At 62.6% G+C, this 23,638-nt stretch carries 24 protein-coding genes; 11 read left to right on the top strand and 13 right to left on the bottom strand.

The annotated features are described in order from the left end of the window. The first annotated feature begins 8 nt into the window (after window positions 1-8). From KPG66_RS06275 to KPG66_RS06235, 9 genes are all read left to right on the top strand, one after another. Window positions 9-380 (top strand): SMR family transporter, encoded by a 372-nt coding sequence (locus KPG66_RS06275; RefSeq protein WP_041753446.1) that lies wholly within the window; start codon window positions 9-11, stop codon window positions 378-380. Window positions 381-419: 39 nt separating this feature from the next. Then, window positions 420-1,568: a DegT/DnrJ/EryC1/StrS family aminotransferase gene (locus tag KPG66_RS06270; protein ID WP_237070289.1), complete on the top strand. Its 1,149-nt coding sequence runs from the start codon at window positions 420-422 to the stop codon at window positions 1,566-1,568. Beyond that, window positions 1,565-2,656, top strand: a complete 1,092-nt coding sequence (locus KPG66_RS06265; RefSeq protein ID WP_237070288.1) for a glycosyltransferase — start codon at window positions 1,565-1,567, stop codon at window positions 2,654-2,656. The genes KPG66_RS06270 and KPG66_RS06265 overlap by 4 nt, the downstream gene beginning before the upstream one ends. Continuing rightward, window positions 2,653-3,609 carry a formyltransferase gene (locus KPG66_RS06260; RefSeq protein WP_237070287.1) on the top strand — a complete coding sequence of 319 codons (957 nt, stop codon included), beginning with the start codon at window positions 2,653-2,655 and terminating at the stop codon, window positions 3,607-3,609. Before KPG66_RS06265 ends, KPG66_RS06260 begins: the two co-directional genes overlap by 4 nt. Continuing rightward, complete coding sequence (locus KPG66_RS06255) at window positions 3,606-4,646, top strand: bifunctional UDP-4-keto-pentose/UDP-xylose synthase (RefSeq protein WP_237070286.1); 1,041 nt, start codon at window positions 3,606-3,608, stop codon at window positions 4,644-4,646. The genes KPG66_RS06260 and KPG66_RS06255 overlap by 4 nt, the downstream gene beginning before the upstream one ends. Before the next feature lie 17 nt (window positions 4,647-4,663). Continuing rightward, the gene (locus KPG66_RS06250; protein WP_237070285.1) at window positions 4,664-5,560 is read left to right on the top strand and encodes a polysaccharide deacetylase family protein; all 897 of its coding nucleotides are present in this window, start codon (window positions 4,664-4,666) and stop codon (window positions 5,558-5,560) included. Window positions 5,561-5,630: 70 nt separating this feature from the next. Further along, window positions 5,631-6,095 (top strand): peroxiredoxin, encoded by a 465-nt coding sequence (locus KPG66_RS06245; RefSeq protein WP_237070284.1) that lies wholly within the window; start codon window positions 5,631-5,633, stop codon window positions 6,093-6,095. A 260-nt stretch (window positions 6,096-6,355) separates the two neighbouring features. After that, window positions 6,356-8,251, top strand: a complete 1,896-nt coding sequence (locus KPG66_RS06240) for a PhoH family protein (protein WP_237070283.1) — start codon at window positions 6,356-6,358, stop codon at window positions 8,249-8,251. Between the two features lie 269 nt (window positions 8,252-8,520). After that, window positions 8,521-9,567: a C40 family peptidase gene (locus KPG66_RS06235; RefSeq protein ID WP_237070282.1), complete on the top strand. Its 1,047-nt coding sequence runs from the start codon at window positions 8,521-8,523 to the stop codon at window positions 9,565-9,567. Between the two features lie 191 nt (window positions 9,568-9,758). Here KPG66_RS06235 and KPG66_RS06225 read toward each other — a convergent pair whose 3' ends face one another. The 10 genes from KPG66_RS06225 to KPG66_RS06180 form a co-directional block, all read right to left on the bottom strand. Further along, window positions 9,759-10,769: an inorganic phosphate transporter gene (locus KPG66_RS06225; RefSeq protein ID WP_013435144.1), complete on the bottom strand. Its 1,011-nt coding sequence runs from the start codon at window positions 10,767-10,769 to the stop codon at window positions 9,759-9,761. A gap of 12 nt (window positions 10,770-10,781) precedes the next feature. Next, window positions 10,782-11,408: a DUF47 domain-containing protein gene (locus tag KPG66_RS06220; RefSeq protein WP_041754229.1), complete on the bottom strand. Its 627-nt coding sequence runs from the start codon at window positions 11,406-11,408 to the stop codon at window positions 10,782-10,784. Between the two features lie 166 nt (window positions 11,409-11,574). After that, the gene (locus tag KPG66_RS06215) at window positions 11,575-12,963 is read right to left on the bottom strand and encodes a replicative DNA helicase (RefSeq protein WP_041753440.1); all 1,389 of its coding nucleotides are present in this window, start codon (window positions 12,961-12,963) and stop codon (window positions 11,575-11,577) included. A 112-nt stretch (window positions 12,964-13,075) separates the two neighbouring features. Continuing rightward, entirely contained in the window at window positions 13,076-13,528 is a 453-nt protein-coding gene (rplI, locus tag KPG66_RS06210) for a 50S ribosomal protein L9 (RefSeq protein WP_013435141.1), read from the bottom strand. 26 nt (window positions 13,529-13,554) lie between these two features. After that, complete coding sequence (gene rpsR, locus KPG66_RS06205; protein WP_076785003.1) at window positions 13,555-13,830, bottom strand: 30S ribosomal protein S18; 276 nt, start codon at window positions 13,828-13,830, stop codon at window positions 13,555-13,557. Window positions 13,831-13,832: 2 nt separating this feature from the next. After that, window positions 13,833-14,135, bottom strand: a complete 303-nt coding sequence (priB, locus tag KPG66_RS06200) for a primosomal replication protein N (RefSeq protein WP_013435139.1) — start codon at window positions 14,133-14,135, stop codon at window positions 13,833-13,835. 45 nt (window positions 14,136-14,180) lie between these two features. Continuing rightward, a complete protein-coding gene (gene rpsF / locus KPG66_RS06195; RefSeq protein WP_041753437.1) occupies window positions 14,181-14,558 on the bottom strand; it encodes a 30S ribosomal protein S6 in 378 nt (125 codons plus the stop codon). Window positions 14,559-14,843: 285 nt separating this feature from the next. Continuing rightward, window positions 14,844-16,670, bottom strand: coding sequence for a hypothetical protein (locus tag KPG66_RS06190; RefSeq protein ID WP_237070281.1), 1,827 nt, complete (start codon window positions 16,668-16,670; stop codon window positions 14,844-14,846). Window positions 16,671-17,033: 363 nt separating this feature from the next. Next, window positions 17,034-18,062, bottom strand: a complete 1,029-nt coding sequence (locus KPG66_RS06185; RefSeq protein WP_237070280.1) for an asparaginase — start codon at window positions 18,060-18,062, stop codon at window positions 17,034-17,036. Next, entirely contained in the window at window positions 18,059-19,651 is a 1,593-nt protein-coding gene (locus tag KPG66_RS06180) for an ABC-F family ATPase (protein ID WP_237070279.1), read from the bottom strand. Before KPG66_RS06180 ends, KPG66_RS06185 begins: the two co-directional genes overlap by 4 nt. Window positions 19,652-19,793: 142 nt before the next feature. Here KPG66_RS06180 and KPG66_RS06175 point away from each other — a divergent pair, with 142 nt between their 5' ends. Then, a complete protein-coding gene (locus KPG66_RS06175) occupies window positions 19,794-19,985 on the top strand; it encodes a hypothetical protein (RefSeq protein ID WP_237070278.1) in 192 nt (63 codons plus the stop codon). Between the two features lie 111 nt (window positions 19,986-20,096). On the opposite strand, the gene KPG66_RS06170 is transcribed toward KPG66_RS06175, so the two are convergent. Then, a complete protein-coding gene (locus tag KPG66_RS06170) occupies window positions 20,097-20,672 on the bottom strand; it encodes a DUF6013 family protein (RefSeq protein ID WP_237070277.1) in 576 nt (191 codons plus the stop codon). Window positions 20,673-20,850: 178 nt separating this feature from the next. On the opposite strand from KPG66_RS06170, the gene serB reads away from it, so the two are divergent. Then, the gene (gene serB / locus KPG66_RS06165) at window positions 20,851-21,690 is read left to right on the top strand and encodes a phosphoserine phosphatase SerB (RefSeq protein ID WP_041753431.1); all 840 of its coding nucleotides are present in this window, start codon (window positions 20,851-20,853) and stop codon (window positions 21,688-21,690) included. A 46-nt stretch (window positions 21,691-21,736) separates the two neighbouring features. Here serB and KPG66_RS06160 read toward each other — a convergent pair whose 3' ends face one another. Beyond that, the gene (locus tag KPG66_RS06160; protein ID WP_237070276.1) at window positions 21,737-22,942 is read right to left on the bottom strand and encodes a cystathionine beta-lyase; all 1,206 of its coding nucleotides are present in this window, start codon (window positions 22,940-22,942) and stop codon (window positions 21,737-21,739) included. A gap of 17 nt (window positions 22,943-22,959) precedes the next feature. Next, window positions 22,960-23,529: a hypothetical protein gene (locus tag KPG66_RS06155; protein WP_422393293.1), complete on the bottom strand. Its 570-nt coding sequence runs from the start codon at window positions 23,527-23,529 to the stop codon at window positions 22,960-22,962. Between the last annotated feature and the right edge of the window lie 109 nt (window positions 23,530-23,638).

Here is a 23,638-nt window from a genome sequence, read left to right as displayed (position 1 = left end):
GCCTAAAGATGAATCCGATTTCCCTTACGTGCATTCTTTCCGGCGTGCTGCTCAACACGTGCGCGCAGTTGCTGCTCAAGGCCGGTGTGAATGCGGTCGGCCATTTTGAATTCTCGGCGGCGAACATCGTGCCGATCAGCGTGCGGCTGGCCACGCAGTGGCCGATCATCGGCGGGTTGGCATGCTATGTCGTCAGCGTCGTCGTCTGGATCCTCGGGCTGTCGCGCGTGGACGTGTCGATCGCCTACCCAATGTTGTCGCTCGGCTATGCGGTCAATGCGATAGCGGCCTGGTACCTATTCGGCGAGGTCATTTCGATACAGCGCCTCGTGGGCATCGGTATCATTTTGCTCGGCGTGATCGTACTGGCGCGCAGTTGAGCCCACCCAGCCTGCCGAGAGAACCGGATCAGACAAACCATGAGTGAAACCTCCTTGCCCTTTTTGCCGTTCGTGCGGCCACACGTCGATGAGGAAACGATTGCCGGCGTCGTCGAGGTGCTGCGCAGCGGCTGGATTACGACCGGCCCGCAAAACGCCCGTTTCGAAGCAGCGCTGTCCAATTACTGCGGCCGGCCGGTGCGAACATTTAATTCGGGCACCTGCACGATGGAAATCGCGCTGCGCATCGCCGGCATTGGGCCCGGCGACGAAGTCATCACCACGCCGCTGTCATGGGTGTCCACCAGCAACGTGATTTGTGAGGTGGGGGCGACCCCGGTGTTCGTCGACATCGATCCAGTCACCCGCAACCTGGACCTGGACAAGCTCGAGGCCGCCATCACGCCGCGCACGCGCGCGATTATCCCAGTGTATTTGGCCGGGGTGCCCATGGACCTGGAACAGCTCCATGCGATCGCGCGCGCGCACCGATTGCGTGTGGTTGAGGACGCCGCACAGGCGCTCGGCTCGAGCTGGAACGGCCGGCGCGTCGGCACGTGCGGTGACTTCGTGTCGTTCAGCTTCCATGCAAACAAGAACATCACCTCCATCGAGGGAGGGGCGCTGGTGCTGAACAACGACGACGAAGCGCGGCTCGCCGAAAAGTACCGGCTGCAGGGCATCACGCGCACCGGCTTTGACGGAATGGAATGCGACGTGCTCGGCGGTAAGTACAATCTGACTGACGTCGCCGCGCGCGTTGGGTTGGGCTCGCTGGCCCGCCTGGACGAAATCACCGCGCAGCGCCGCGCGCTGGCACGCGCCTATTTCGAGCATTTCGCCGGCGGCGCGGCCGTGGCCGCCGGCGTCGAGTTGCCGCCCGCGGACTTCACAAACTCGAACTGGCACATGTTTCAGATTGTGCTGCCGCTGGAGCGGCTCGCGATCCAGCGCGCCGACTTCATGGCGCAGATGAAGGAGCGCGGCATCGGCACCGGCGTGCACTATCCGCCAATCCATCTGTTCAAGCTGTACCGGGAACGGGGCTTCGGCCCGGGCATGTTCCCACACGCGGAGCGCGTTGGGCGGGCAATCGTCACGCTGCCGCTGTTTCCGCAAATGACGATGGCTGACGTGTCGCGCGTCGTGCAAGCCGTCAATGAGATTATTCACCGTCACCAACAATGAATACGCCTGAACTGTCCGTCGTGATCCCCGTCTACAACGAGGAAGCGGGCCTGGCCGCCCTGTTTGCGCGGCTCTATCCGGCGCTGGACGCGCTGGACTTGACCTACGAAGTGATTTTCATCAACGATGGCAGTCGTGATCGCTCGGCCGCGATGCTGGCCGAGCAGTATCACGCACGCCCAGACGCCACCCGTGTTGTGCTGCTCAACGGTAACTACGGGCAGCACATGGCCATCCTCGCCGGGTTCGAGCAGACACGCGGCGACATCGTGGTCACGCTCGATGCGGATTTGCAGAATCCACCGGAGGAAATCGGCAAGCTGGTGGCGAAGATGCGCGAGGGCCACGACTACGTTGGCACGATCCGGCTACAGCGGCGCGACAGCTTATTCCGCCGCAAGGCGTCGGCCGCGATGAACCGGTTGCGCGAGCGCATCACGCGGATCCGGATGGCCGACCAAGGATGCATGCTGCGCGCATACAGCCGCCGCATCATCGACACGATCAACCTGTGCGGCGAAATCAACACGTTCATCCCAGCGCTCGCCTATACGTTCGCGCAAAACCCGGTCGAGATCGAGGTCTCGCACGAAGAGCGTTTCGCCGGCGAATCGAAGTACTCGCTGTACAGCCTGATCCGGTTGAACTTCGATCTGGTCACCGGCTTCTCGGTGGTGCCGCTGCAATGGCTGTCGTTCGTCGGCGTAATTCTGTCCAGCGGCTCCGCGGCGCTGTTCATACTGCTGCTGGTGCGGCGCTTTATCATTGGCGCGGAAGTTCAGGGCGTGTTCACGTTGTTCGCGATTACGTTCTTCCTGCTCGGCGTGATCATTTTCGCGCTCGGCCTGCTCGGTGAATACATCGGCCGAATCTACGAGCAAGTGCGCGCGCGGCCACGCTATCTGGTGCAAGCGGTACTGCAACAGCGCGACAGCGATGCACCCAGGCATGCGACCAGCACCGGCCGCACACCGGCTTCCCCGACGCCGCGCGTTGCGCGCGGCGAGCACGCAGATGACATGGTGGAGCGCAACGCAGACGGCAAGGCGAAGCGCAACGCGGACGGCGCGATGGAGCGCAACCGATGAACGCGCGCGCCGTCGTCTTCGCGTATCACAATGTCGGCGCGCGCTGCCTGCGCGTGCTACTCGCGCGCGGCGTAGACGTCGCGCTCATCGTCACGCATCAAGACAATCCGCAAGAGCGCATCTGGTTCGAAAGCGTGGCAGCGGTCGCGGCCGACTACGGACTGCCGGCGATTACGCCCGCCGATCCGCGCGCGCCAGAGTTGGCCGAGGCCGTGCGCGCGGTGCAGCCGGATTTCCTGTTCTCTTTCTATTACCGACACATGCTACCGGCTGGCCTGCTCGCGCTGGCACCGCGCGGCGCCTTCAACCTGCACGGCTCGCTGCTACCGAAGTACCGTGGCCGCGTGCCGACCAACTGGGCCGTGCTCAACGGCGAGACCGAGACGGGCGCCACGCTGCACGAGATGACGGCCAAGCCGGACGCCGGCGCGATCGTCGCGCAAACGCCAGTGCCGATCCTGCCGGACGATACTGCGAGCCAGGTGTTCGATAAGGTGACCGTGGCCGCCGAGCAGACGCTGTGGCGGGTGCTGCCAGCACTGCTGGCTGGCGACGCACCGCGGCTGCCGAACGATCTGGCCGCGGGTAGCTATTTTGGTGGGCGCCGGCCCGAGGATGGCCGCATCGACTGGCGCCTGCCCGCACAGCAGGTCTACAACCTGGTGCGCGCGGTCGCGCCACCGTATCCAGGCGCGTTCACCGACGTCGGCGGCGAGCGCTTCATCGTCGCCGCGGCCCGGCTCGCGCGTCACGGCGCGGCCGTCGCCGCGAAATTGCCGCCAGGCTTGCAGGTTTGCGATAATGCGCTATTTGGCGTGTGCGGCGACGGCCGCGCGCTGGCGATCCGCGAACTGCGCCATGTCGGCCGCAACGCTTGCGATCCCACGCACGACGAGCGCGTAATCGACGCGGCAACGTTCCTGCGCCTTACTCAATCCTCATCGCATTCATGAAAAAAGTCCTGATCCTCGGCGTCAACGGCTTCATCGGCCATCACCTGTCTAAGCGCATCCTCGAGACCACCGATTGGGAAGTCTATGGGATGGACATGCACAAGGATCGTCTGGGTGGTCTGACGCAGCATCCGCGAATGCACTTCTTCGAAGGCGACATCACGATCAACAAGGAATGGGTCGAGTATCACATCCGTAAGTGTGACGCGATTCTGCCGCTGGTCGCGATCGCCACACCAGCCACCTATGTGAAGCAGCCGCTGCGCGTGTTCGAGCTTGATTTTGAGGCCAATGTGCCGATTGTGCGCTCAGCGGTCAAATACGGCAAGCATCTGGTCTTTCCGTCCACTTCCGAGGTATACGGCATGTGCACCGATGGCGAGTTCGACCCGGAAGCCTCGCCGCTGATCTACGGCCCAATCAACAAACCGCGCTGGATCTACGCATGCTCGAAGCAGTTGATGGACCGCGTAATCTGGGGCTACGGCATGGAGGGCCTGAATTTCACGCTGTTCCGCCCGTTCAACTGGATCGGCCCGGGGCTGGACACGATCCACACGCCGAAGGAGGGATCATCGCGCGTGGTCACGCAGTTCCTCGGCCATATCGTGCGGGGCGAGAACATCAGCCTGGTGGACGGCGGCGCACAAAAACGCGCGTTCACCGACATCGACGACGGCATCTCGGCGCTGATGCGGATCATCGAGAACCCGGCCGGCATCGCGACCGGGAAAATCTACAACATCGGCAATCCGCACAACAATTTCTCGGTGCGCGAGCTGGCCAACAAGATGCTGGCGCTGGCGGCAGATTACCCTGAGTATGCGCAGTCTGCACAACAGGTGAAGCTGGTGGAAACCTCGTCGAGCGCCTACTACGGCACCGGTTACCAGGACGTGCAGAACCGCGTGCCGAAAATCGACAATACGAAGCAGGATCTGGCCTGGGCACCGACGCTGTCGATGGACGACGCACTGCGCAAGATCTTCGAGGCCTACCGCTCGCAGGTCGCCGAAGCCCGCGCGCTGGTCGACTGACGGCACGAGTGACGGCAGTGGCCCGTATCGTACTGAAAATCGACGTCGACACGCTGCGCGGCACCCGTGAAGGCGTGCCGAACCTCGTGCGGATGCTCCGGCACGCTGGCGCCGGCGCCACGTTTCTATTCAGCCTAGGCCCCGACCACACCGGTTGGGCATTGCGCCGGGTATTCCGACCAGGGTTCCTGCGCAAGGTGTCGCGCACGTCGGTGCTCGAACACTATGGCCTCAAGACGCTCGCCTACGGCGTGCTGCTGCCCGGCCCGGACATCGGCGCGCGCGCGGCGGCGCAGATGCGTGCCACGCGCGATGCCGGCTTCGAGGTGGGCATTCATACATGGGACCACGTGTATTGGCAGGACAACGTGCGCACGCGTGAGCGCGCATGGACGATCGCACAAATGGCGAAAAGCCACGCGCGCTTCGTCGAGGTATTCGGCGAGGCGCCGCGTACCCATGGCGCAGCAGGCTGGCAGATGAACGACCATGCATTTCATCAACTCGACGCATGGGGCATCCGGTACGCGTCCGACGGGCGCGGCCATGGCCCGTATCGGCCGACGGTAAACGGCATGCCGCTTGCCCATGTGCAGCTGCCAACCACGCTGCCAACATTGGACGAAGTGCTCGGGCTGGATGGGTTGAGCGTGGACAACGTCGCCGATTACCTGTTGTCGCTGACGCGGCACGACGGCGTTGACCACGTATTCACACTGCACGCAGAACTGGAAGGACAGAAGCTCGCCCCCGTGCTCGAACGCCTGCTGGCGGGCTGGCGCGCGCAGGGGCATGCATTGGTGTCGATGGCCGACTATTACGCCACGCTGGACCTGGACTCGCTGCCATCGTACCCTGTCGCGTGGGGTGAGGTACCAGGCCGCGCCGGCGAGCTAATCATTCAGCCCGACTGAAGCAATGGCGCGAGCGTCGGTCTGCATCGGTCCTGCTCGCTGCCGCTGGTCATAACAACAGGAGAAATCCGTGCCGAGCATTGCGATCGACCACGCCGTTCCCGATTTCAGCGCTTCAGCGACGGGTGGCGAATTTACGCTGTCTGCGCTGAAAGGCAACAAGGTCGTTCTCTATTTCTATCCGAAGGACAACACACCGGGCTGCACCACCGAGAGCCTGGCGTTTCGTGACGCGTACCCGGCCTTCAAGCAGGCGGGTGCCGAGATCGTCGGCATCTCGCGCGACAGTGTACGCTCGCACGAGAACTTCCAGCGCAAGCTCGAATTGCCGTTCGTGCTGGTGTCCGACGCCGACGAGAGTGTGTGCCAGCTATTCGATGTCGTCAAAATGAAAAAGATGTACGGTAAGCAGGTACGTGGCATCGAGCGCTCGACTTTCCTGCTCGATGCGCAGCATGTACTGCGCCGCGAGTGGCGCGGCGTGAAGGTGCCCAACCATGTCGATGAGGTGCTGGCCGCCGTGCAAGCCCTGTGACGCAGTTGACGCAGCGCCACATGTGCCCTTTGACGTGAGCGTTTGACGCAGGTTATAGTGGGCCGCAATGAAGGCTGACTCCCTACCTTACCGCCGTGCTCCCCGTCCAAGGGGGTGCGGCTTTTTTTATTGGAGCCGCACCGACCTAGGCGAACCGGCACCCATTACATGTGACTGACACTCGCGCACGTCGCAGAGGGCGCCGCTGTATCGGCGCTCAAGCGGCGTGCATCGTTGAACTGATTCCGTCAGAGGAAACCATGCCTTTGCCTACCGCGCCGAGCAAACTCGGAAACCTGCTTTCACCCGACGAATACAAGGCCAAGGTGAAGACGGCCAAGGGCGCGCGCAAGCGCTCGCCTGCCACCGGGCACGACCATGACGACGCTTACGTAAGCCAGGACGACGGTGTCGCGCTCGGCGCCGCGGTGAGCGAGCCCCTGCCGGCGCTGACATCGCTTGAAGCAGACAATGCGGCATTGCGCGCAGCGTTGCCGGATGAGGAGGTGGTACGCGAGGCGCCCACCGCGCGCAAGCGCAAGTCGAAGCAGACCGCAGCGCTGCTTCAGCCATCACGCCCCGCCCCAGAGACGGCCGCCCCCAACTCAGTCTCGGCCGAGGTGGCCCGTGACGCGGCCGCGCCGGCGCCCGTCGCATTGCGCGAGACGCCCACGCCGACACGCGCCACACCGCCTACGCTTTCCATCGCGCCGAGCACACGGGGCACGCGGCGACGGGCTAGTACGCGCGCCGCCGACACGACGCGCAAGCTTTTCGTACTCGACACAAACGTGCTGATGCACGATCCGAGTTGCGTGTTCCGCTTCGAGGAACACGATGTCTACCTGCCAATGATCACGCTCGAGGAACTCGACAACCATAAGAAAGGGATGTCGGAGGTCGCACGCAATGCGCGGCAGGTCAGCCGCACGCTGGACGCGCTGGTGGCCGACGCCGGCAGCGCGATGATCACCGGCATCGCGCTGTCGCAGTTGGGCAACCGAGAAGCGGCCGGGCGCCTATTCTTCCAAACCGAACTCACCGATATTGAACTGGTGGTCGGGCTCCCGCAAGGCAAAGCGGATAATCAGATTCTGGGCGTTGTGCGGGCGCTGCAGGCGCAGATGCCGGAGCGGCAAGTCGTGCTGGTGTCCAAGGACATCAACATGCGTATTAAGGCGCATGCACTCGGCTTGCCGGCCGAGGACTATTTCAATGACCAGGTCCTCGAGGACAAGGACCTGCTCTACTCTGGCGTGCGCGCGCTGCCGCAAGATTTCTGGACGCGGCACGGCAAGGGCATGGAGAGCTGGCAGGACACCAAGAGCGGCACCACGTACTACCGGGTCACCGGGCCGCTGTGTGCGTCGCTGCTGGTCAATGAGTTCGTCTATCTCGAGCCTCAAAACGGCGAGCCGGCCTTTCACGCGGTGGTGCGCGAAATCAACGGCAGGACAGCGTTGTTGCAGACGCTGCGCGACTACGGACACCACAAGAACAACGTATGGGGCATCACGGCGCGCAACCGCGAGCAAAACTTCGCGCTGAACCTGCTGATGAACCCGGAGGTTGATTTCGTCACGCTGCTCGGCCAGGCCGGCACCGGCAAGACGTTGATGGCATTGGCCGCAGGCCTGGCGCAGGTGCTCGATGACAAGCGCTACAACGAGATCATCGTCACGCGCGCGACCGTGCCGGTAGGCGAGGACATCGGGTTTCTGCCCGGCACCGAAGAGGAAAAGATGCAGCCATGGATGGGCGCGTTCGACGACAACCTCGAAGTGTTGCAAAAAACCGACGACACGGCCGGTGAATGGGGGCGCGCCGCCACGCAGGAATTGATCCGTTCGCGGCTCAAGGTCAAGAGCATGAACTTTATGCGCGGACGCACCTTCGTCGATAAGTACGTGATCATCGATGAAGCGCAAAACCTGACGCCGAAACAAATGAAGACGTTGGTCACACGGGCCGGCCCCGGCACGAAAATGATTTGCCTGGGCAACATCGCGCAGATCGACACGCCGTACTTGACAGAAGGCAGTTCGGGACTGACCTATGTGGTGGACCGCTTCAAAGGGTGGACCCACGGCGGCCACGTCACGCTGGCGCGTGGCGAACGGTCGCGCTTGGCAGACTACGCCTCGGACGTGCTGTAGTGCTGTAGCGCTGTGGTGCTATAGCGAACAGCGCGGCGATCCCCACCGCCAGCCAACATCAGCTTCCAGCGCCGGATCTAATGATCCGGCGCTTTTTTTTCGGGATGCCACGCCAGCTGCCGACACGAAACATGTGCTATCCAGGCGACGTCATTCCTCGGAAACTTAAAGTTCTTTCTTAAGTGTATTGGCCAGAGCCCGGTGCGGCGGCTATGATTCGGACATTGCCCCGCCGGAAGGCGTGCGCCTGGTCGCCCGCCCGCTTTTTCATGCGCCTCCCCTGGATTGCACTCGCGCCCTGCTCCATCGCTGTACTGCTTGCCGCTTGCTCCAGCGTGCAGCCGCCCGTCACGCGCGGGGATGCAACGCCGGCGAGCGGCTACCGCACGCGCCCATCGTCTGGGCTCGGCTTCGTGGATCACAGTGTCGGCCAGGAGGAAGTGTCAATCCAGGCAATGAGCCTAGTCGGCGTGCGCTATCGTTGGGGAGGCAACACGCCAAGCAGCGGTTTCGACTGCAGTGGACTCGTACGCTACGTGCTAGCACGCTCGGTGGCGGTCGAGCTGCCGCGAACCACGGTTGAAATGAGCCGACGCGGGCGACCGATCCAGCCGAACGAAATCGCGCCCGGCGACCTGGTCTTCTTCAACACGTCCGGCCGGCCGCATTCGCACGTCGGCATCTACGTGGGCAACATGCGCTTCGTCAACGCGCCGTCAACCGGTGGCACGGTACGCATCGACTACATGACGAACCCGTACTGGGCGAAGCGATTCGATGGCATTCGCCGTGTCGCCCCGGTGCGCAACGCGCCAAAGGGGCCGTTTGACGCACCGACGCTGCTGGCGGCCTCAGCGCCACCGACACCGCCAACCGGCACGCGCGGCGCGATGCCCAGCTGGGTGGCGCCTGCTGCTGCGAGTACGCGGCACGGGATGGCTTATGCCGCTGGCGAAGCCGTGAGCGGCCGGGATGCGTTCGCGTCGACGCCACCGTCGGTATCCATTGCACGCGCGCAGGCGCGCGGCGTCGGTGCCGTCGAGCCAGACCCGATCGGCGCGATGGCGGCCGCCGGCGATACGTTGTTCGATGCGTTTGAGCAGTTCCCGCCGACCGCTGCGACCACGCGCAGCCAAGCGGCTTCATGGACCGCCGCGCCGGTCATGTCGGCCGCCCCCGATCCTGCCGCCACGACAGCAAGCGCCGCGCCGGCTGCGGGCAGCCAGGACTACGGGGCCGATACGCCGATGGCCACGCCAGCGCAGGCGGCCGCGGCCAATGATCCCATCGCCCGTTTCGCCCACGACAATTTCTGAGTGCCAGGCCACCCGATCAGCACGACTCGCGCGCAACCAGCCGCGGCTCGTACTGGACTGGGCTGGGCCGCGACACGAAGCAGGACGAAATCACCGACGTTGCGCTGCTCTTGGCCAGTGCGCGCCCCAATTACGTGCACGGTGCGATCATCCCGATGGACGGCCGCAGCGCGGCAGTGATCCGAGTGCGCCTACAGCAGCCGCTGACCGAGCCACCAGCCGGCAGCAGACAGCGCGGCGGATGCCGGAATCGTCAGAATCCAGGCCCAGACGATATTGCCGGCGACACCCCAGCGTACGGCCGACAGTTTCTGCGTCGCCCCGACGCCGACGATTGCGCCGGTGATTGTGTGCGTCGTCGAGACCGGAATACCGAGCCACGACGCCATGAATAGCGTAATCGCACCACCGGTCTCCGCACAGAAGCCACCGACCGGCTTGAGCCGCGTGATGCGCTGCCCCATCGTGCGCACGATCCGCCAGCCGCCGAACAACGTGCCCAGGCCCATCGACACGTAGCAACCGGCAATCACCCAGGTCGGCGGCGCGTCGGCGCTCACCGACGCATAGCCGGTCGCGATCAGCAACATCCAAATGATGCCGATCGTCTTCTGCGCGTCGTTGCCTCCGTGCCCCAGGCTGTACAGCGACGCGGACACGAGTTGAAGCCGACGGAAATGCCGGTCAACGCGGCTTGGCGGCGTGCGGAAGAAAAACCATGACACGAGCAGCATGAACAGCGACCCGAGCACGAAGCCGAGCAACGGCGACACAAAAATGAAGGCGATCGTCTTTACCAGTCCGTCCACGTTCAGCGCGCCCCACCCCGACTTGGCCAGCGCCGAGCCGACCAAACCGCCGATCAGCGCATGCGACGAACTCGACGGGATCCCGTAGTACCAAGTCACGATGTTCCAGCCAATCGCCCCTACCAGCGCGCCGAACACCACGTAGTGATCGATGATGCCGGGGTCGATTGTGCCTTTGCCGACCGTGGCCGCCACCTTCAGATGAAAAATGAAATACGCGACGACGTTGAAGCCGGCGGCGAATGCCACGGCCTGGTGCGGCTTGAGCACACCGGTCGATACCACGGTCGCGATCGAGTTTGCCGCGTCGTGGAAACCGTTCATGAAATCGAATACCAGCGCGACGGCAACCAGCAGCGCGACCGCCCATAGAGCAAGTTGGATCGAATGCATCAGCTGCCCTATCTATGCGTTCTCGAGCACGATACCTTCGATGATGTTCGCGACATCCTCGCACTTATCCGTCACGGCTTCGAGCAACTCGAAAATCGCTTTCAGCTTGATCAACGTCTTGACGTCGTCCTCCTCGCGAAACAGCTTGGACATCGCCGAGCGCAGCAGGCGATCCGCATCGGATTCGTAACGATCGATCTCCTCGCAGGCCTTCAGGATCGCACTGGCGCGTTTCATGTCGTGCAACAAACCCACCGCCGTCTGCACGCGCTCGCACGTCAGCCGGCAAACATGCGCGAGTTCGTTCGCCTCGGAGGTTACCGCACGCACGTCGTACAGCGACACCGCAGTGGCGACATCCTCCATCAAATCGAGGATGTCGTCCATCGTCGTGATCAGCTTATGGACCTCGTCGCGGTCCAACGGCGTGATAAAGGTTTTGTGCAGCAAATCGATACATTCGTGCGTCAGCTTGTCGGCACGTTTCTCGTTCGCTTGCACGTTCTGCTTGTGAACCTCCGCATTGGGCAGGTCTTCGATCAACCGCTCGAGTTCGAGACTGGCATCGACCATGCATTTCGCGTGGGCGTTAAAGATTTCGAAAAACTTGCCTTCAGTAGGCATAAAGCGTCCGAACATGAATCCCTCGGAAGTAATGGGCGCTGACACAAAAGTGCAGTATTGTACCTGGGCGTCGCCAGCCTGCGCGATGTGTAATATGCGTGCCGCTGCGGCACAGCGCAGCACAAGCGTAGCGCGCGCGATCGAGCGGGCATAAATGGGCGACGTTAAAGACACATCCCGGCTATTCGCTGCCGTAGAACGTCGACACGCCAGCAAAATTATCGAATTTTGTATAGGGTCCCAGGAACGTCAAGCGAACGGGCCCGATCGGTCCGTTTCGCTGCTTGCCGATAATGATCTCGGCCGTCCCCTTGTCGGGGCTGTCCGGGTTGTAAACCTCGTCGCGGTAAATAAACAGGATCACGTCCGCATCCTGCTCGATCGCGCCAGACTCGCGCAGGTCCGACATGACCGGACGCTTGTTCGGCCGCTGCTCCAAGCCCCGATTTAGCTGAGACAGCGCGATAACCGGCACGTCAAGCTCTTTGGCCAAGCTCTTGAGCGAGCGCGAAATTTCAGAAATCTCTGTCGCGCGGTTCTCACCCGGCGACGAGCCGGTCATCAATTGCAGATAATCGACGATAATCAAGCCTAGCTTGCCGCACTGACGCGCCAGTCGCCGTGCCCGAGAGCGCAATTCCATCGGATTGAGCCCGCCCGTCTCGTCGATAAAGATCTGCGCTTCGCTCATTTTCTGCACCGCGTGCGTGAGCTTGGGCCAATCCTCGTCGGTCAGCCGCCCGGTACGCATCCGGTGTTGGTCGAGCCGGCCAATCGAGCCGAGCATCCGCATCACAAGCTGCGTGCCCGGCATTTCCATCGAGAACACCGCGACCGGCAAACCGTACTCGACCGCGACATACTCACCGATGTTCATCGAAAATGCGGTTTTGCCCATCGATGGCCGTCCAGCAACGATGATCAATTCGCCGCCGTGCATCCCGGAGGTCATTCGGTCCAAGTCAATGAAACCGGTTGGCGTGCCGGTCACATCGCTCGGATTCGCCGTGTGGTACAGCGTGTCGATCCGCTCGACCACTTGTGTCAACAACGGCCCGATTTCCAGGAACCCTTGCGTGCCGCGCTGACCTTCCTCCGCGATGGAGAAGACCTTTGCCTCGGCCTCGTCGAGCAGCTGCCGGACCTCTTTGCCCTGCGGATTGAACGCGTCACCGGCAATCTCGTCGGCAACGGTCACCAGCTTGCGCAACACCGCGCGGTCGCGAACGATCTCGGCATACCGGCGGATATTCGCCGCGCTTGGCGTGTTCTGCGCAAGCGCATTCAGATAGGCAAGGCCGCCGACATCGTCCGCCTTGCCCGCGGTGGACAGCGACTCGAACACCGTGATCACATCAGCAGGTCGCGACGTGGCAATCAGCTTGCCGATGTGCTCGTAGATCAGCCGGTGATCAAAGCGGTAGAAATCCTGGTGACCCAGGAAGTCCGCAATCCGGTCCCACGCGCCGTTGTCGAGCAGCAAACCGCCAAGCACTGACTGCTCGGCCTCGATCGAATGCGGCGGGACCTTCAGTGACTCAAGTTGCGGATCGTGGTTTGAAGCGTTCATGGGCACCGATTATCGGTCATTCAGCCATTCGCGCAATGGCATGACACAAAAAAAGCAGGAACCGGTTCCCCGGATCCTGCTTGCACGCGACACCCGAAGGTGCGCAGCCGTCTTACGCGTGCTCGCCGAGCACCGACACTGTGATGTCCGTCACCACGTCGGTGTGCAGCGCCACTTGCACCGGATGGTCACCCACGGTCTTCAGTGGACCTTGCGACAGGCGCACTTGTGCCTTCTCAACGTCAAAGCCTTGCTGCTTGAGCGCGGCGGCGATGTCCTGATTCGTGACCGAGCCGAACAAACGGCCATCGACACCCGACTTCTGCGTAATTTGCAGCGTCAGGCCGGCCAGCTTCTCGCCCTGGGCCTGCGCAGCGGCCAGCTTGTCGGCCGCTGCCTTCTCGAGTTCCGCGCGACGCACTTCGAATTCGGCGATCGCGTCCTTCGTTGCACGGCGGGCCTTGCGCTGCGGAATCAGGAAGTTACGTGCGTAGCCGTCCTTGACCTTGACGATGTCGCCCAGATTACCGAGGTTGACAACTTTTTCCAACAAAATAACTTGCATTCGAATTCTCCTTGATCGACGCCCGCTTAGGCCTTGTGCAGGTCCGTGTACGGCAGCAGCGCGAGGAAGCGCGCCCGCTTGATCGCCGTGTCGAGCTGGCGTTGATAGTGAGCCTTCGTGCCAGTCAGGCGCGCCGGCGTGATCTTGCCGTTTTCGCCAATGAAGTCCTTCAGCGTCTCGATATCCTTGTAGTCGATGTACTCGACGCCGGCTGCCGTGAAGCGGCAGAACTTCTTGCGCTTGAACAGCGGGTTCTGTTGCTGGCGACGCTTGTCGAATTTCTTACCAGTGGGACGAGCCATGATCAGTCCTTTTCTATATCCTGCAATGCTGTGATGTGAAATACCAGGGTTTTCGCGTTACGGTGTCTTCGGGCCAGAAAACCGTCGAAATGCGCGTGAACACCCAACCCGCACGCCGCCACCTTGCTGCTGATGTCGCCGGCGGCCAGCGCCGGGATCGTCAACTCGACGCGGCGACTGACACCGGCCTCGACGACTTCCGACTCGTGCCGCAATACGCAATTGACGATCGGCACGCCGGCTGGCGTATAACGCACCGGATCGCGCTCGATGACGCTCGCCACGAGCTGCAACCGGTTCGACATGCGCGCGCGACGGCTTGCGCCTGTTCCCTGATATTGCCCGCTACGTTACGCTTGCGCTTCAGAAGCCTGAGGCTGTGCAGCCGCCTTCTTCGCTTCCTCACGCTGCACTTCCTTCATCATCGGCGACGGGCCGGTCTCGGCCTTCTTCATCTTGACGATCAAGTGGCGCAGCACCGCGTCGTTGAACTTGAACGCATGTTCCAGTTCGTCGAGCGTGGCCTGGTCACATTCGATGTTCATGCAGACGTAGTGTGCCTTCGCGAGCTTTTCGATCATGTAGGCCAACTGGCGGCGGCCCCAGTCTTCGATACGGTGGATCTGGCCACCGTGGCTAGTGATCGTCGACTTATACTTCTCAATCATCGCGGGCACCTGCTCGCTCTGGTCGGGGTGCACGATGAACGTGATTTCATAGTGACGCATAGACACTCCTTATGGATAGAAGCCACCCGAGCGTCGAACCGGTGTGGCAAGCGAGAAACGAGCGATTTTAGCCTAACTGCCTGGCATGTGCAATCGGCGCTTGGGTTTCTGACGCAATTTCAATGGGTTATCGCCAGTCGGGCGCGGCCCTCGACCATTCAGCCTGGTCACCTGCCGGCAGCGGGACTTGCCATCCAGCCCCGGTTGGGCAGCGCTCACTGGCTCGTTCCGCGCAAGTGAAGTAGGCCACACATCAAACAACCTGCGCGGACCCGGCTATCAAACTCAGACGACGACACGGCGCGCACCATGATTCAGCGATTCCAGCTGGCTTCGCACTTCAGGGCTTATCGGGTTGTCTTCCATGTTCAGCGAAGCAAGCCTATAGGCACGCCTGTGTAGTACGTCGATCAACCGTAACGCGCCTTCGTCGTCGATCTCCGTGTCCATCAAGTCCAACGACCTCAACCTGCAGTTCGCGAGCCCCAATGGGACGCCCAGGTGTTCGACACCCTGCGCGCCGATAGCGTTGGAAGACAGGTCCAGTGACGTGACCTTGCAATTCGGATGGGCCAGCGCCCGGCTCACCTGCTCAACGCCTCGGTGGTCGATTGCATTGAACGCAAGATTCAGCGACACAACCTTGCAATTTGCATCGCGGATCGCGCGGGCCATATGCGCTGCCCCTTCGTTGCCGATGTTATTGCTGCCAAGCCCCAGCGACACCAGCTTGCAATTGGGATGGCTCAACGGATCGGCCACATGCTTGGCACCGTCAGCGCCGATCTGATTGCCCTGCAAATCCAGCGACGTGAGTTGACAACCTGCGTTGCCCAACGCACGGCCCAAGTGTTCCGCACCTTGCGCACTGATGCCATTGGACCCGACGTCAAGTGACGTCAGTTTGCAATGTGGATCAGTCAGCGCGCGTGCGATGTGCCGCACACCGCCATCCGCGATGTTGTTTTGTCTCAGGCTGAGCCCGGCGAGCTTGCAATGTGAGTTGGCGAGCGCCTGTCCAACATGCTCAGCGCCCGCTTCACTAATGCGATTGTTGCCCAAATCCAGCGCTGTCAGACTGCCGCCGGGATGGGTTAGCGCCGCGCACAGGGACGCAATACTACGATCGCTGACGCCATTGTCGCGTAGACTCAGCATCGTGAGGCCACAACGCTGGTTGGACAGCATACGGGCCAGATGCGCGACACCTTCGTCATTGATGTGATTACTGCTCAGGTTCAGCGACACAAGCTTGCAAGCGGAGTCGCCCAATACACGACTCAGTTGCTCCGCACTGGCTTCCTGCAGCGAATTACGTCCCAGGTCAAGCGACTCCAGCTTGCAGTGTTCGTTAGCCAACGCTTGGATCACCGGCGCGGCGCCTTCGTCACCGGTCCGGTTGGCGTACAAGCTCAGCGACGTCAACTTGCAATTCGGGTGAGTCAGCGCCCGCCCGAGATGTTGGGCACCTCGCCTAGAAATGCCACAATGGTTTAGGTTCAACGACGTGAGTTGGCAGTTCGGATCGCACAATGCGTCCGCCAGAGACTTCGCGCTTTTTGCACTGATCGGATTGTTACTTAGATCCAGCGAAGTGATCGTACAATCTGGACTCCGTAGCAAGTCAGCTAACTGTTGAACTTTTAATTCTCCGACGCAACCTTTTTCGATGCAACCGCCGCCAAAGCTCAACGTCTTAATCCGCGGGTAACGCTGCTGTTGAATGTCTTTCAGCACCGTACCCATCTCGGACACGTTCGAAACCGTTATGGAACGCGTCATCGCGTCGGCGATCGCCATCAGCCGAGTATTTTTCGACCGCTGGAACGGCTGCAGCACGTCATGCCCGCCGACGCTCGCGATGTGATACAAAATCTCTGTTGGCAATGCAGTCAACGAGCGCGGTTTTGATGGCGCATTGCGCAGTGGCTTTTGCGCCAACACGCCGCACCGTTCGGCCGGCTCATGAGCGCGCGGCAACCCGTCGAGCAGGGAAGCAACGGGCCGCTCGGTGGCGCTGACCGACCCGCGACGCGTCTGCGGCAAGACAACAGCATGGCCGCCGTCTTCAGCGTTTTGGGCGTTGCTCACGTGACTGATTTTACTGACCACAATAGCCTCCGTCGATAGGGCGGCTATGCAAGAAGCGCAAGCGGCAACCCATGCTTCACCGATGCGAGCGGCTATTCGTCAGCCGTGGCCGGCGATTCGTTGGGTTCGCTTCGTCTAGCTGCATGGCTGCATGCATTGCGCCTGTGCTGGCCGAACCGGTTAAGCCAGACCCGAACGCATGTCGCGCATGCCCGGGCAGAACTTCGCCAAAGTACCGCAATGGCCGGCCAATCATCATCGATACGCGAACGTAGAACAGCAACAGCGACAGCAGCCACACACCGCCCGCACCGGATAGACGATCAGTAGGCCTGCACATGAGATCGCGCGCCACAGCCGATGAGCGCAGCGCCGTGCCAGCAATCAGTACTGGTCGAACAGGCTCTGCAGCATCGCAGGCTCGCTCCAGCCGTGCGCGAGCGCGAGCATCAGCAGCACACGTGCTTTGTACGGGTTCAGCGTGCCGGCGCTGACCAGGCCCAGCGCGTCATCCGGCGCAGCGCCGTTGCGCATCACGTGCCCAGAGCCGACGCGCGACGAGCGCACCACCGCGACGCCGCGCGCACGCGCATCGGCCAGTGCCTGCTGCAACGTCGCGTGAATCGACCCATTGCCGGTTCCAGCGACGACGATGCCGCGCACGCCGGCGTCAACCAGCGCATCGACAACCACCCGCGACACGCCAGCATGACTGACGATGATCTGGACCGCCGGCAGCGCGTGCTGCGTATCGATGGCCTCGAGCTTGAACACCGATTCAATCGTATGCGCGCGCGTCACGCGCCGCTGGAATTCAACCCGCCCATCCTGCACCCAGCCCAGTACGCCGCTTTCCGGCGACGCGAATGCGTCGACCGCATACGTGCTGACCTTCGTGATGTCACGTGCGCTATGGATCCGGTTCGCAAACGCAACTAGCACGCCGCGCGCTGCCGCATCTGGACGGGCGGCGAGCGTCACTGCATTGAGCAGGTTCAGCGAGCCATCGGCCGACAATGCGGTAAACGGCCGCATTGCCGCAGTTAGCACGACCGGTTTCGCGCTCGTCACGGTCAAGTGCAGCCAATACGCCGTTTCCTCCAGCGTATCGGTGCCATGCGCGATCACGAGTCCGTCGATGTCGTCCTGCGCGAGCAATGCATTGACACGGCGCGCCAGCGTGATCCATAGCGCCTCGTCGATGTCCTTGCTGTCGATGTTGGCAACCTGCTCCGCACGGATCGCTGCAACGCGGCCTAGCGCCGGCACGGCGGCCAGCAGCCGGTCCACGCCAACCACGCCGGCCGTGTAGCCGACGGTCCGGGCCGCGTCGGCCGCCTCGCCGGCGATCGTGCCACCGGTCGCCAGTACGGCGACAGTGGGCCGTCTCCAGTGCGCCGCGTCTACGCTCATTCGAGCCCTTGACTGGCAAGGAACTCGTCGTAGCGGCCACTGAAGTCGACGATCCTGCCGTCCGGGCGGACCTCGATGATTCGGTCCGCCAGGCCGTTGACGAATTCACGGTCGTGCGACACGAAGATCAGCGTGCCTTCGTATCTCTCGAGCGCGATCTGCAGCGACTCGATCGACTCCATGTCCATGTGGTTCGTCGGCTCGTCCATCAGCAACACGTTGTGCCGCCCGAGCATCAGCTTGCCCCACAGCATCCGCCCTTTTTCGCCGCCAGAGAGCACCTTGACGGACTTCTTCACGTCGTCACCAGAAAACAGCAGGCGCCCGAGCGTGCCGCGCACCATCGTCTCGTCGTCGCCCTCCTGACGGAACGGGTCAATCCACTCGGTCAACGTCACGTCGTCCGGAAAGGCCTCGGACGTGTCCTGCGGCATGTAGCCGACATTCGCGTTCTCAGCCCACTTCACGTGCCCATGATCCAGCGGCAGGTTGCCGAACAACGCGCGCAGCAACGTGGTCTTGCCGGCGCCATTCTCGCCAACGATGGCGATCTTCTCGCCCGGCTGCACGGACAGGTCCAGGTTCTGGAAGATTGTCCGGTCATATTGCTTCGTGATCTGCTCGGCAAGCACTGCGATGTTGTGCAGCTTCTTGTCGAACTCGAAGCGGATGAATGGATTCTGCCGCGACGACGGCTTGAATCCCTCGATCTTGATCTTGTCGATTTGTTTGAGCCGGCTCGTCGCCTGGCGAGCCTTGGACTTGTTCGCAGAGAAGCGGCGCACGAAGTCCTGCAGATCCGCGATGCGCTCCTTGGCCTTCGCGTTCGCGGCGGCTTGCCGCTCGCGCGCCTGCGCCGACGCAAGCATGTAATCGTCGTAGTTGCCCGGGTAAATCTTCAGCGTGCCAAAGTCCATGTCTGCCATGTGCGTGCAGACTTGGTTCAAGAAGTGCCGATCGTGCGAGATGATGATCATCGTCGAATCCCGCTCGTTCAGGACGTTCTCGAGCCAGCGGATCGAATTGATGTCCAGATTGTTCGTCGGCTCGTCCAGCAGCAGCACGTCTGGGTCGGAGAACAGCGCCTGCGCCAGCAGCACACGCAGCTTCCAGCCCGGCGCAATGTTGCTCATCGGCCCGTTGTGGTCCTCGATCGCGATGCCGATGCCCAGCAGCAGCTCACCGGCGCGCGCCTCAGCCGTGTAGCCATCGTACTCGGCGAACTTCGCTTCGAGTTCCGCGGCGCGCATGTAGTCGTCATCGGTCGCGTCCGGATTCGCATAGATCGCGTCGCGCTCGCTCATCGCCTGCCACATCTCGGTATGGCCCATCATTACGACGTCGAGCACGCGCATGTCCTCGTAGGCGAACTGGTCCTGCCGCAGCTTACCCAGCCGTACGTTCGGCTCGAGCATGACCGTGCCAGCACTCGGCTCCAGGTCGCCGCCGAGGATCTTCATGAACGTCGATTTGCCGCAGCCATTCGCTCCGATCAACCCATAGCGGTTGCCCTCGCCGAATTTAACGGAGATGTTTTCGAACAAGGGCTTGGGCCCGAATTGCATCGTAATGTTCGCGGTAGACAGCACGGGGACGTCCTCAAAGCGGGATTCGGGAAAAGCCTGTCATTTTACCACCCCAGCGCTCGCGGCAGAGGCCAGCCAACGCGCGGCCGAGCCGGCACGCAGCGCGGTGGCCAGTGCAGCATCTCGATCGCCATGCTGGGCAGTCGTGACCCTGGTTACCGGATGGTTCGACACGGCGCCGTGGCGTGCGCCTACGTCTGAGTCACATGACGGCGCACAACCCGCTCGCGTGGGCTTCATGGTGCGCTGGACACTGAACGCCGGCGGGATGCTGAACGCCGACGCGTTGCACGGGCCCACACCGATAGCCGGCGATGAGCCAGCAGCGGACGCATGAAGTCACCTACCTCGATCTAGGCATCACGATCTGGCGGTGGCCGCCAGCCGACACCTCACCGCAGCCGCCGTGGGCCGCGGCAAGGCGGGGCGCCCACGACTGCCCGCGCCACTAGTACTGGGCGGACAGCGACAATTGCGTGCCGTCCGACAACGTCAACGTCTTGGTCTTGCCATTGATCGGCAACGATAACCGGGTGACTTGGCTGAATGACACTGTTTTGGGACAGGCCAACGGCTTGCCATCGACCGTCACGGTCGAGGTGCCCTGCACCGCACGGCCGCTGAAGTACAGCTGCAGGCTCGCCATATGGTTCTTAACGATCGGGGCGAGCCTGAGTTGGATTTGCCGGATTGGCGCGCCAGTGGCGTCGACCGGCACGCCGGATGCGCCGGGGCAACGCGGCGGCACCGAAGCTGGTGCTCCGGGGGCGGGCATGCGCCACGTGTAGTCATCGATCTGTCCGGAGCGGACAATGCGCGTTTGCTCCGCATTGCCGTACGTTTTCGACGTCACCTTGACGGTGTACTTCACCCGCGGCGCAGACGCCTCGGGCAAAGGTTGCAGCTGCGCCGCGGCGTTCACCGGCACGGCGGCGAGCGCCATGGGCAGCATCAACGGTCCTAGCCGCGCCGCGACACGGCGGATCGCTGCGCGGTATCGGGTGCGCGAACGGCTTGACATCATGTTATTGCCTCCTTGCTATACACGAATCCTGTATTTGCCAGTGTAGCGCGCCTCGCGCATGCCATGACGGATGGCCATGCCGCCGCCTCCAGCGAGCAGCTACAATAGCCGCTTTTTCCGCGACGCACGCGGCCCGGATCGCCACCGATCCACCTCGACGACCGACACCTGTAGAACGATGAATCTAGTGATCCAAAGCGCCGCGCCGCTGTCCGATGACCATCTGCGACTGCTGACCGCGTTGGCGGGCGGCACGCATGCCGAGCGCCTCGATGCACACGCGCTGCGCGTGCGCGAGGCGAGTCCGTCGCAACGCGCCGATATCGCCGCATACTGTCGCACGCACCAGCTCGACTATGCGTATGTTCCACTGCGCCGGCTCGCGGATTTTGGCCTTGTCGCAATGGATATGGATTCGACGCTGATCACGATTGAGTGCATCGACGAGATCGCCGACTTTTGCGGTTTAAAGGCGCAGGTGGCAGCCATCACCGAGGCGGCGATGCGCGGCGAGATCACGGATTTCAACGAGAGCCTGGTGCGACGCGTCGGTCTGCTCGCTGGCCTGGACGCCAATGTGCTTGCGAACGTGTACGAGCAGCGCTTGCGCCTGTCGCCCGGCGCGCAAGCCATGCTCGACGGCGCGCGTGCCGCCGGTCTGCGAACCCTGCTGGTGTCAGGCGGCTTTACGTTCTTCACTGAGCGCTTGAAGTCTCGGCTCAGGCTCGATTTTACACGGGCGAACACGCTGGAGATCGTCGACGGTAAGCTGACCGGACGCGTGGTCGGCGAAATCGTCAATGGCGACGTGAAAGCGCGCACGTTGCTCGACACGTGTGCCCAACTCGGCATCGAACCATCACGCGCGATCGCGCTCGGCGACGGCTCGAATGACGTGCCGATGATGGCAGCGGCCGGTTGGTCAGTCGCGTTCCGCGCCAAGCCGCTGGTGCGTGAGCGCGCCAGCTGCGCCCTCGATCACGTCGGACTCGACGGCCTGCTGCGCCTGTTCGACTGACGCGGTGGCATGACCGGCAAGCGCGATGTCGCCGACGCGCGATATGTCATCGCAGGTGCCGCGTCAGGCTGCGCTCAATGTCGGCGCGCAAGTCGGCCTCGTGCTCCAGGCCGATATAGAAACGTACCAGCACGCCACGATGCGGCCACGTACCGGCGGTACGCATCGCCGCAATGTCATACGGCATCGCGATACTGTGCGCGCCACCCCAGCTCCAGCCGAGCGCGAATAGCTCGAGCCCCTCGACGAATGCGTCAATCTGCGCGCTCGTGTAGCATGGATCGAACACCACCGAGAACAATCCTCCCGCACCGGTGAAATCCCGCTTCCAATATGCGTGGCCCGGGCAGTCTTCAAATGCCGGATGCAGTACCGCAGCGACCTCCGGGCGGCGCTTCAGCCACCCGGCGATCGCCAATGCGCTGCGCTCGTGCGCACGGTAACGCACTTGCATCGACGGCAATCCGCGCAGCACCAGCGAGCAATCGTCGGCCGACACGCCAAGGCCGACGCGCATCCGGGCTCGCTTCATCGCCAGGTACAAGTCGTGGTCCGCCGTGATCGTCGCGCCCATCAGCACGTCGCTGCCGCCGGACTGGTACTTGGTCAGCGCTTGCACCGAGATGTCGACCCCATGCTCGAACGGCTTGAACACGAGGCCAGCCGAATAGGTATTGTCGAGCGCCGTCACGATGCCGCGCTCGCGCGCAAGTGCCGTGATGGTGGGTACGTCCGGCACTTCCATCGTTATGGACCCGGGCGCCTCTAGCCAAATCAGCCTCGTGTTCGGCCGTAACAGCGCGGCCATTCCCGAGCCAACCATTGGATCGTAATAGCGGACCGTGATCCCGAAATCCTGCGCGAGCCAGTCACCATGCTCGCGATTGGGGGAATAAACATTGTCCGGAACCAACACGTCGTCGCCCGCCTTCACGAATGCAAAATAGACATTCGAGATCGCAGATAGGCCGGAGGGTTGCAGCAATGCATAACGCCCGCCTTCGATCGCCGCGATGCGCTGCTGCAAGGCCACCGACGTCGGCGTCGCGTGCAGGCCATAGCGCCACTGCGCATCACTGCGCCAGTCCAGCGCGCGCATCGACGCTAAGTCCGGGAATATCACCGTCGATGCCCGTGCGGTCGGCACCGAGAACGATTCAAAGCCGGGCTGCACAGGGGTGACGGGATGAAGCAATTCGGTCTGCGGATCGCGCGCGGCGCCAGCGGGCGCGGCGGGGAAATCGTCTGTCATCGTTTCACCCTCCTGGTTCATTGGTCTGTCGTCAGATTCGACATGCCACCAACGTGGCGCGACGGCGCGCCGATGACGGCCCCATGGATCGGATCGCGCGCGCCGCGGGCGGCCGCGTTAGACGGTTGCAACTCGAACGGTTGCGGCTCGGAATCGTCCGGATTCATCCGCTCGCCCTGGATGCTGCCGTCCACGGCCACCTTGCCGACCCAGTTGCCCGTAATATGCGTGCCATCGTCCGACTCCTCGATCTGCAACGTGCCGTTGTCCAGCTCGCCGGCCACGAGGACGACGCCAGCGGCACCGTCGAGGAAGCGGTACTCGCCCTGCACGCCGGTTGGGTCATCGGACTTCGCGCCTAAGCGCATTTCGATGGGCCGCGCACCGAGCGTGCCGGTGTACAGTGGAAAGTCCGCGTATTGTGGATTGGGCTTGAGCGGGAATTCAGGCGGCGCCAGCGCGCGCACGGCCGCCCGCGATGCGCCGGCATCCGCGTCGGCGGTGTTGCTGCGTGGCTGCGGCGCGCCGCAGGCCGACAACACGAACGGAATCACGCAGGTCATTGAAATATAAACAATGGGCTTCATCGGCATGGGTCAAAAAAGTGGCGTTACCAGTATATCGGCGCAAGCGGGTATGATCCCGGTTTTGCCGCCGCGCACGGCGGCAGGGACCGTACAGGCGTTGTTTCGAGGA

Source organism: Mycetohabitans sp. B2, assembly GCF_021733735.1.
GTDB lineage: Bacteria > Pseudomonadota > Gammaproteobacteria > Burkholderiales > Burkholderiaceae > Mycetohabitans > Mycetohabitans rhizoxinica.
The sequence above is the reverse complement of the archived record's forward strand: the minus strand, read 5'-3'. Positions and strand labels throughout refer to the sequence as shown.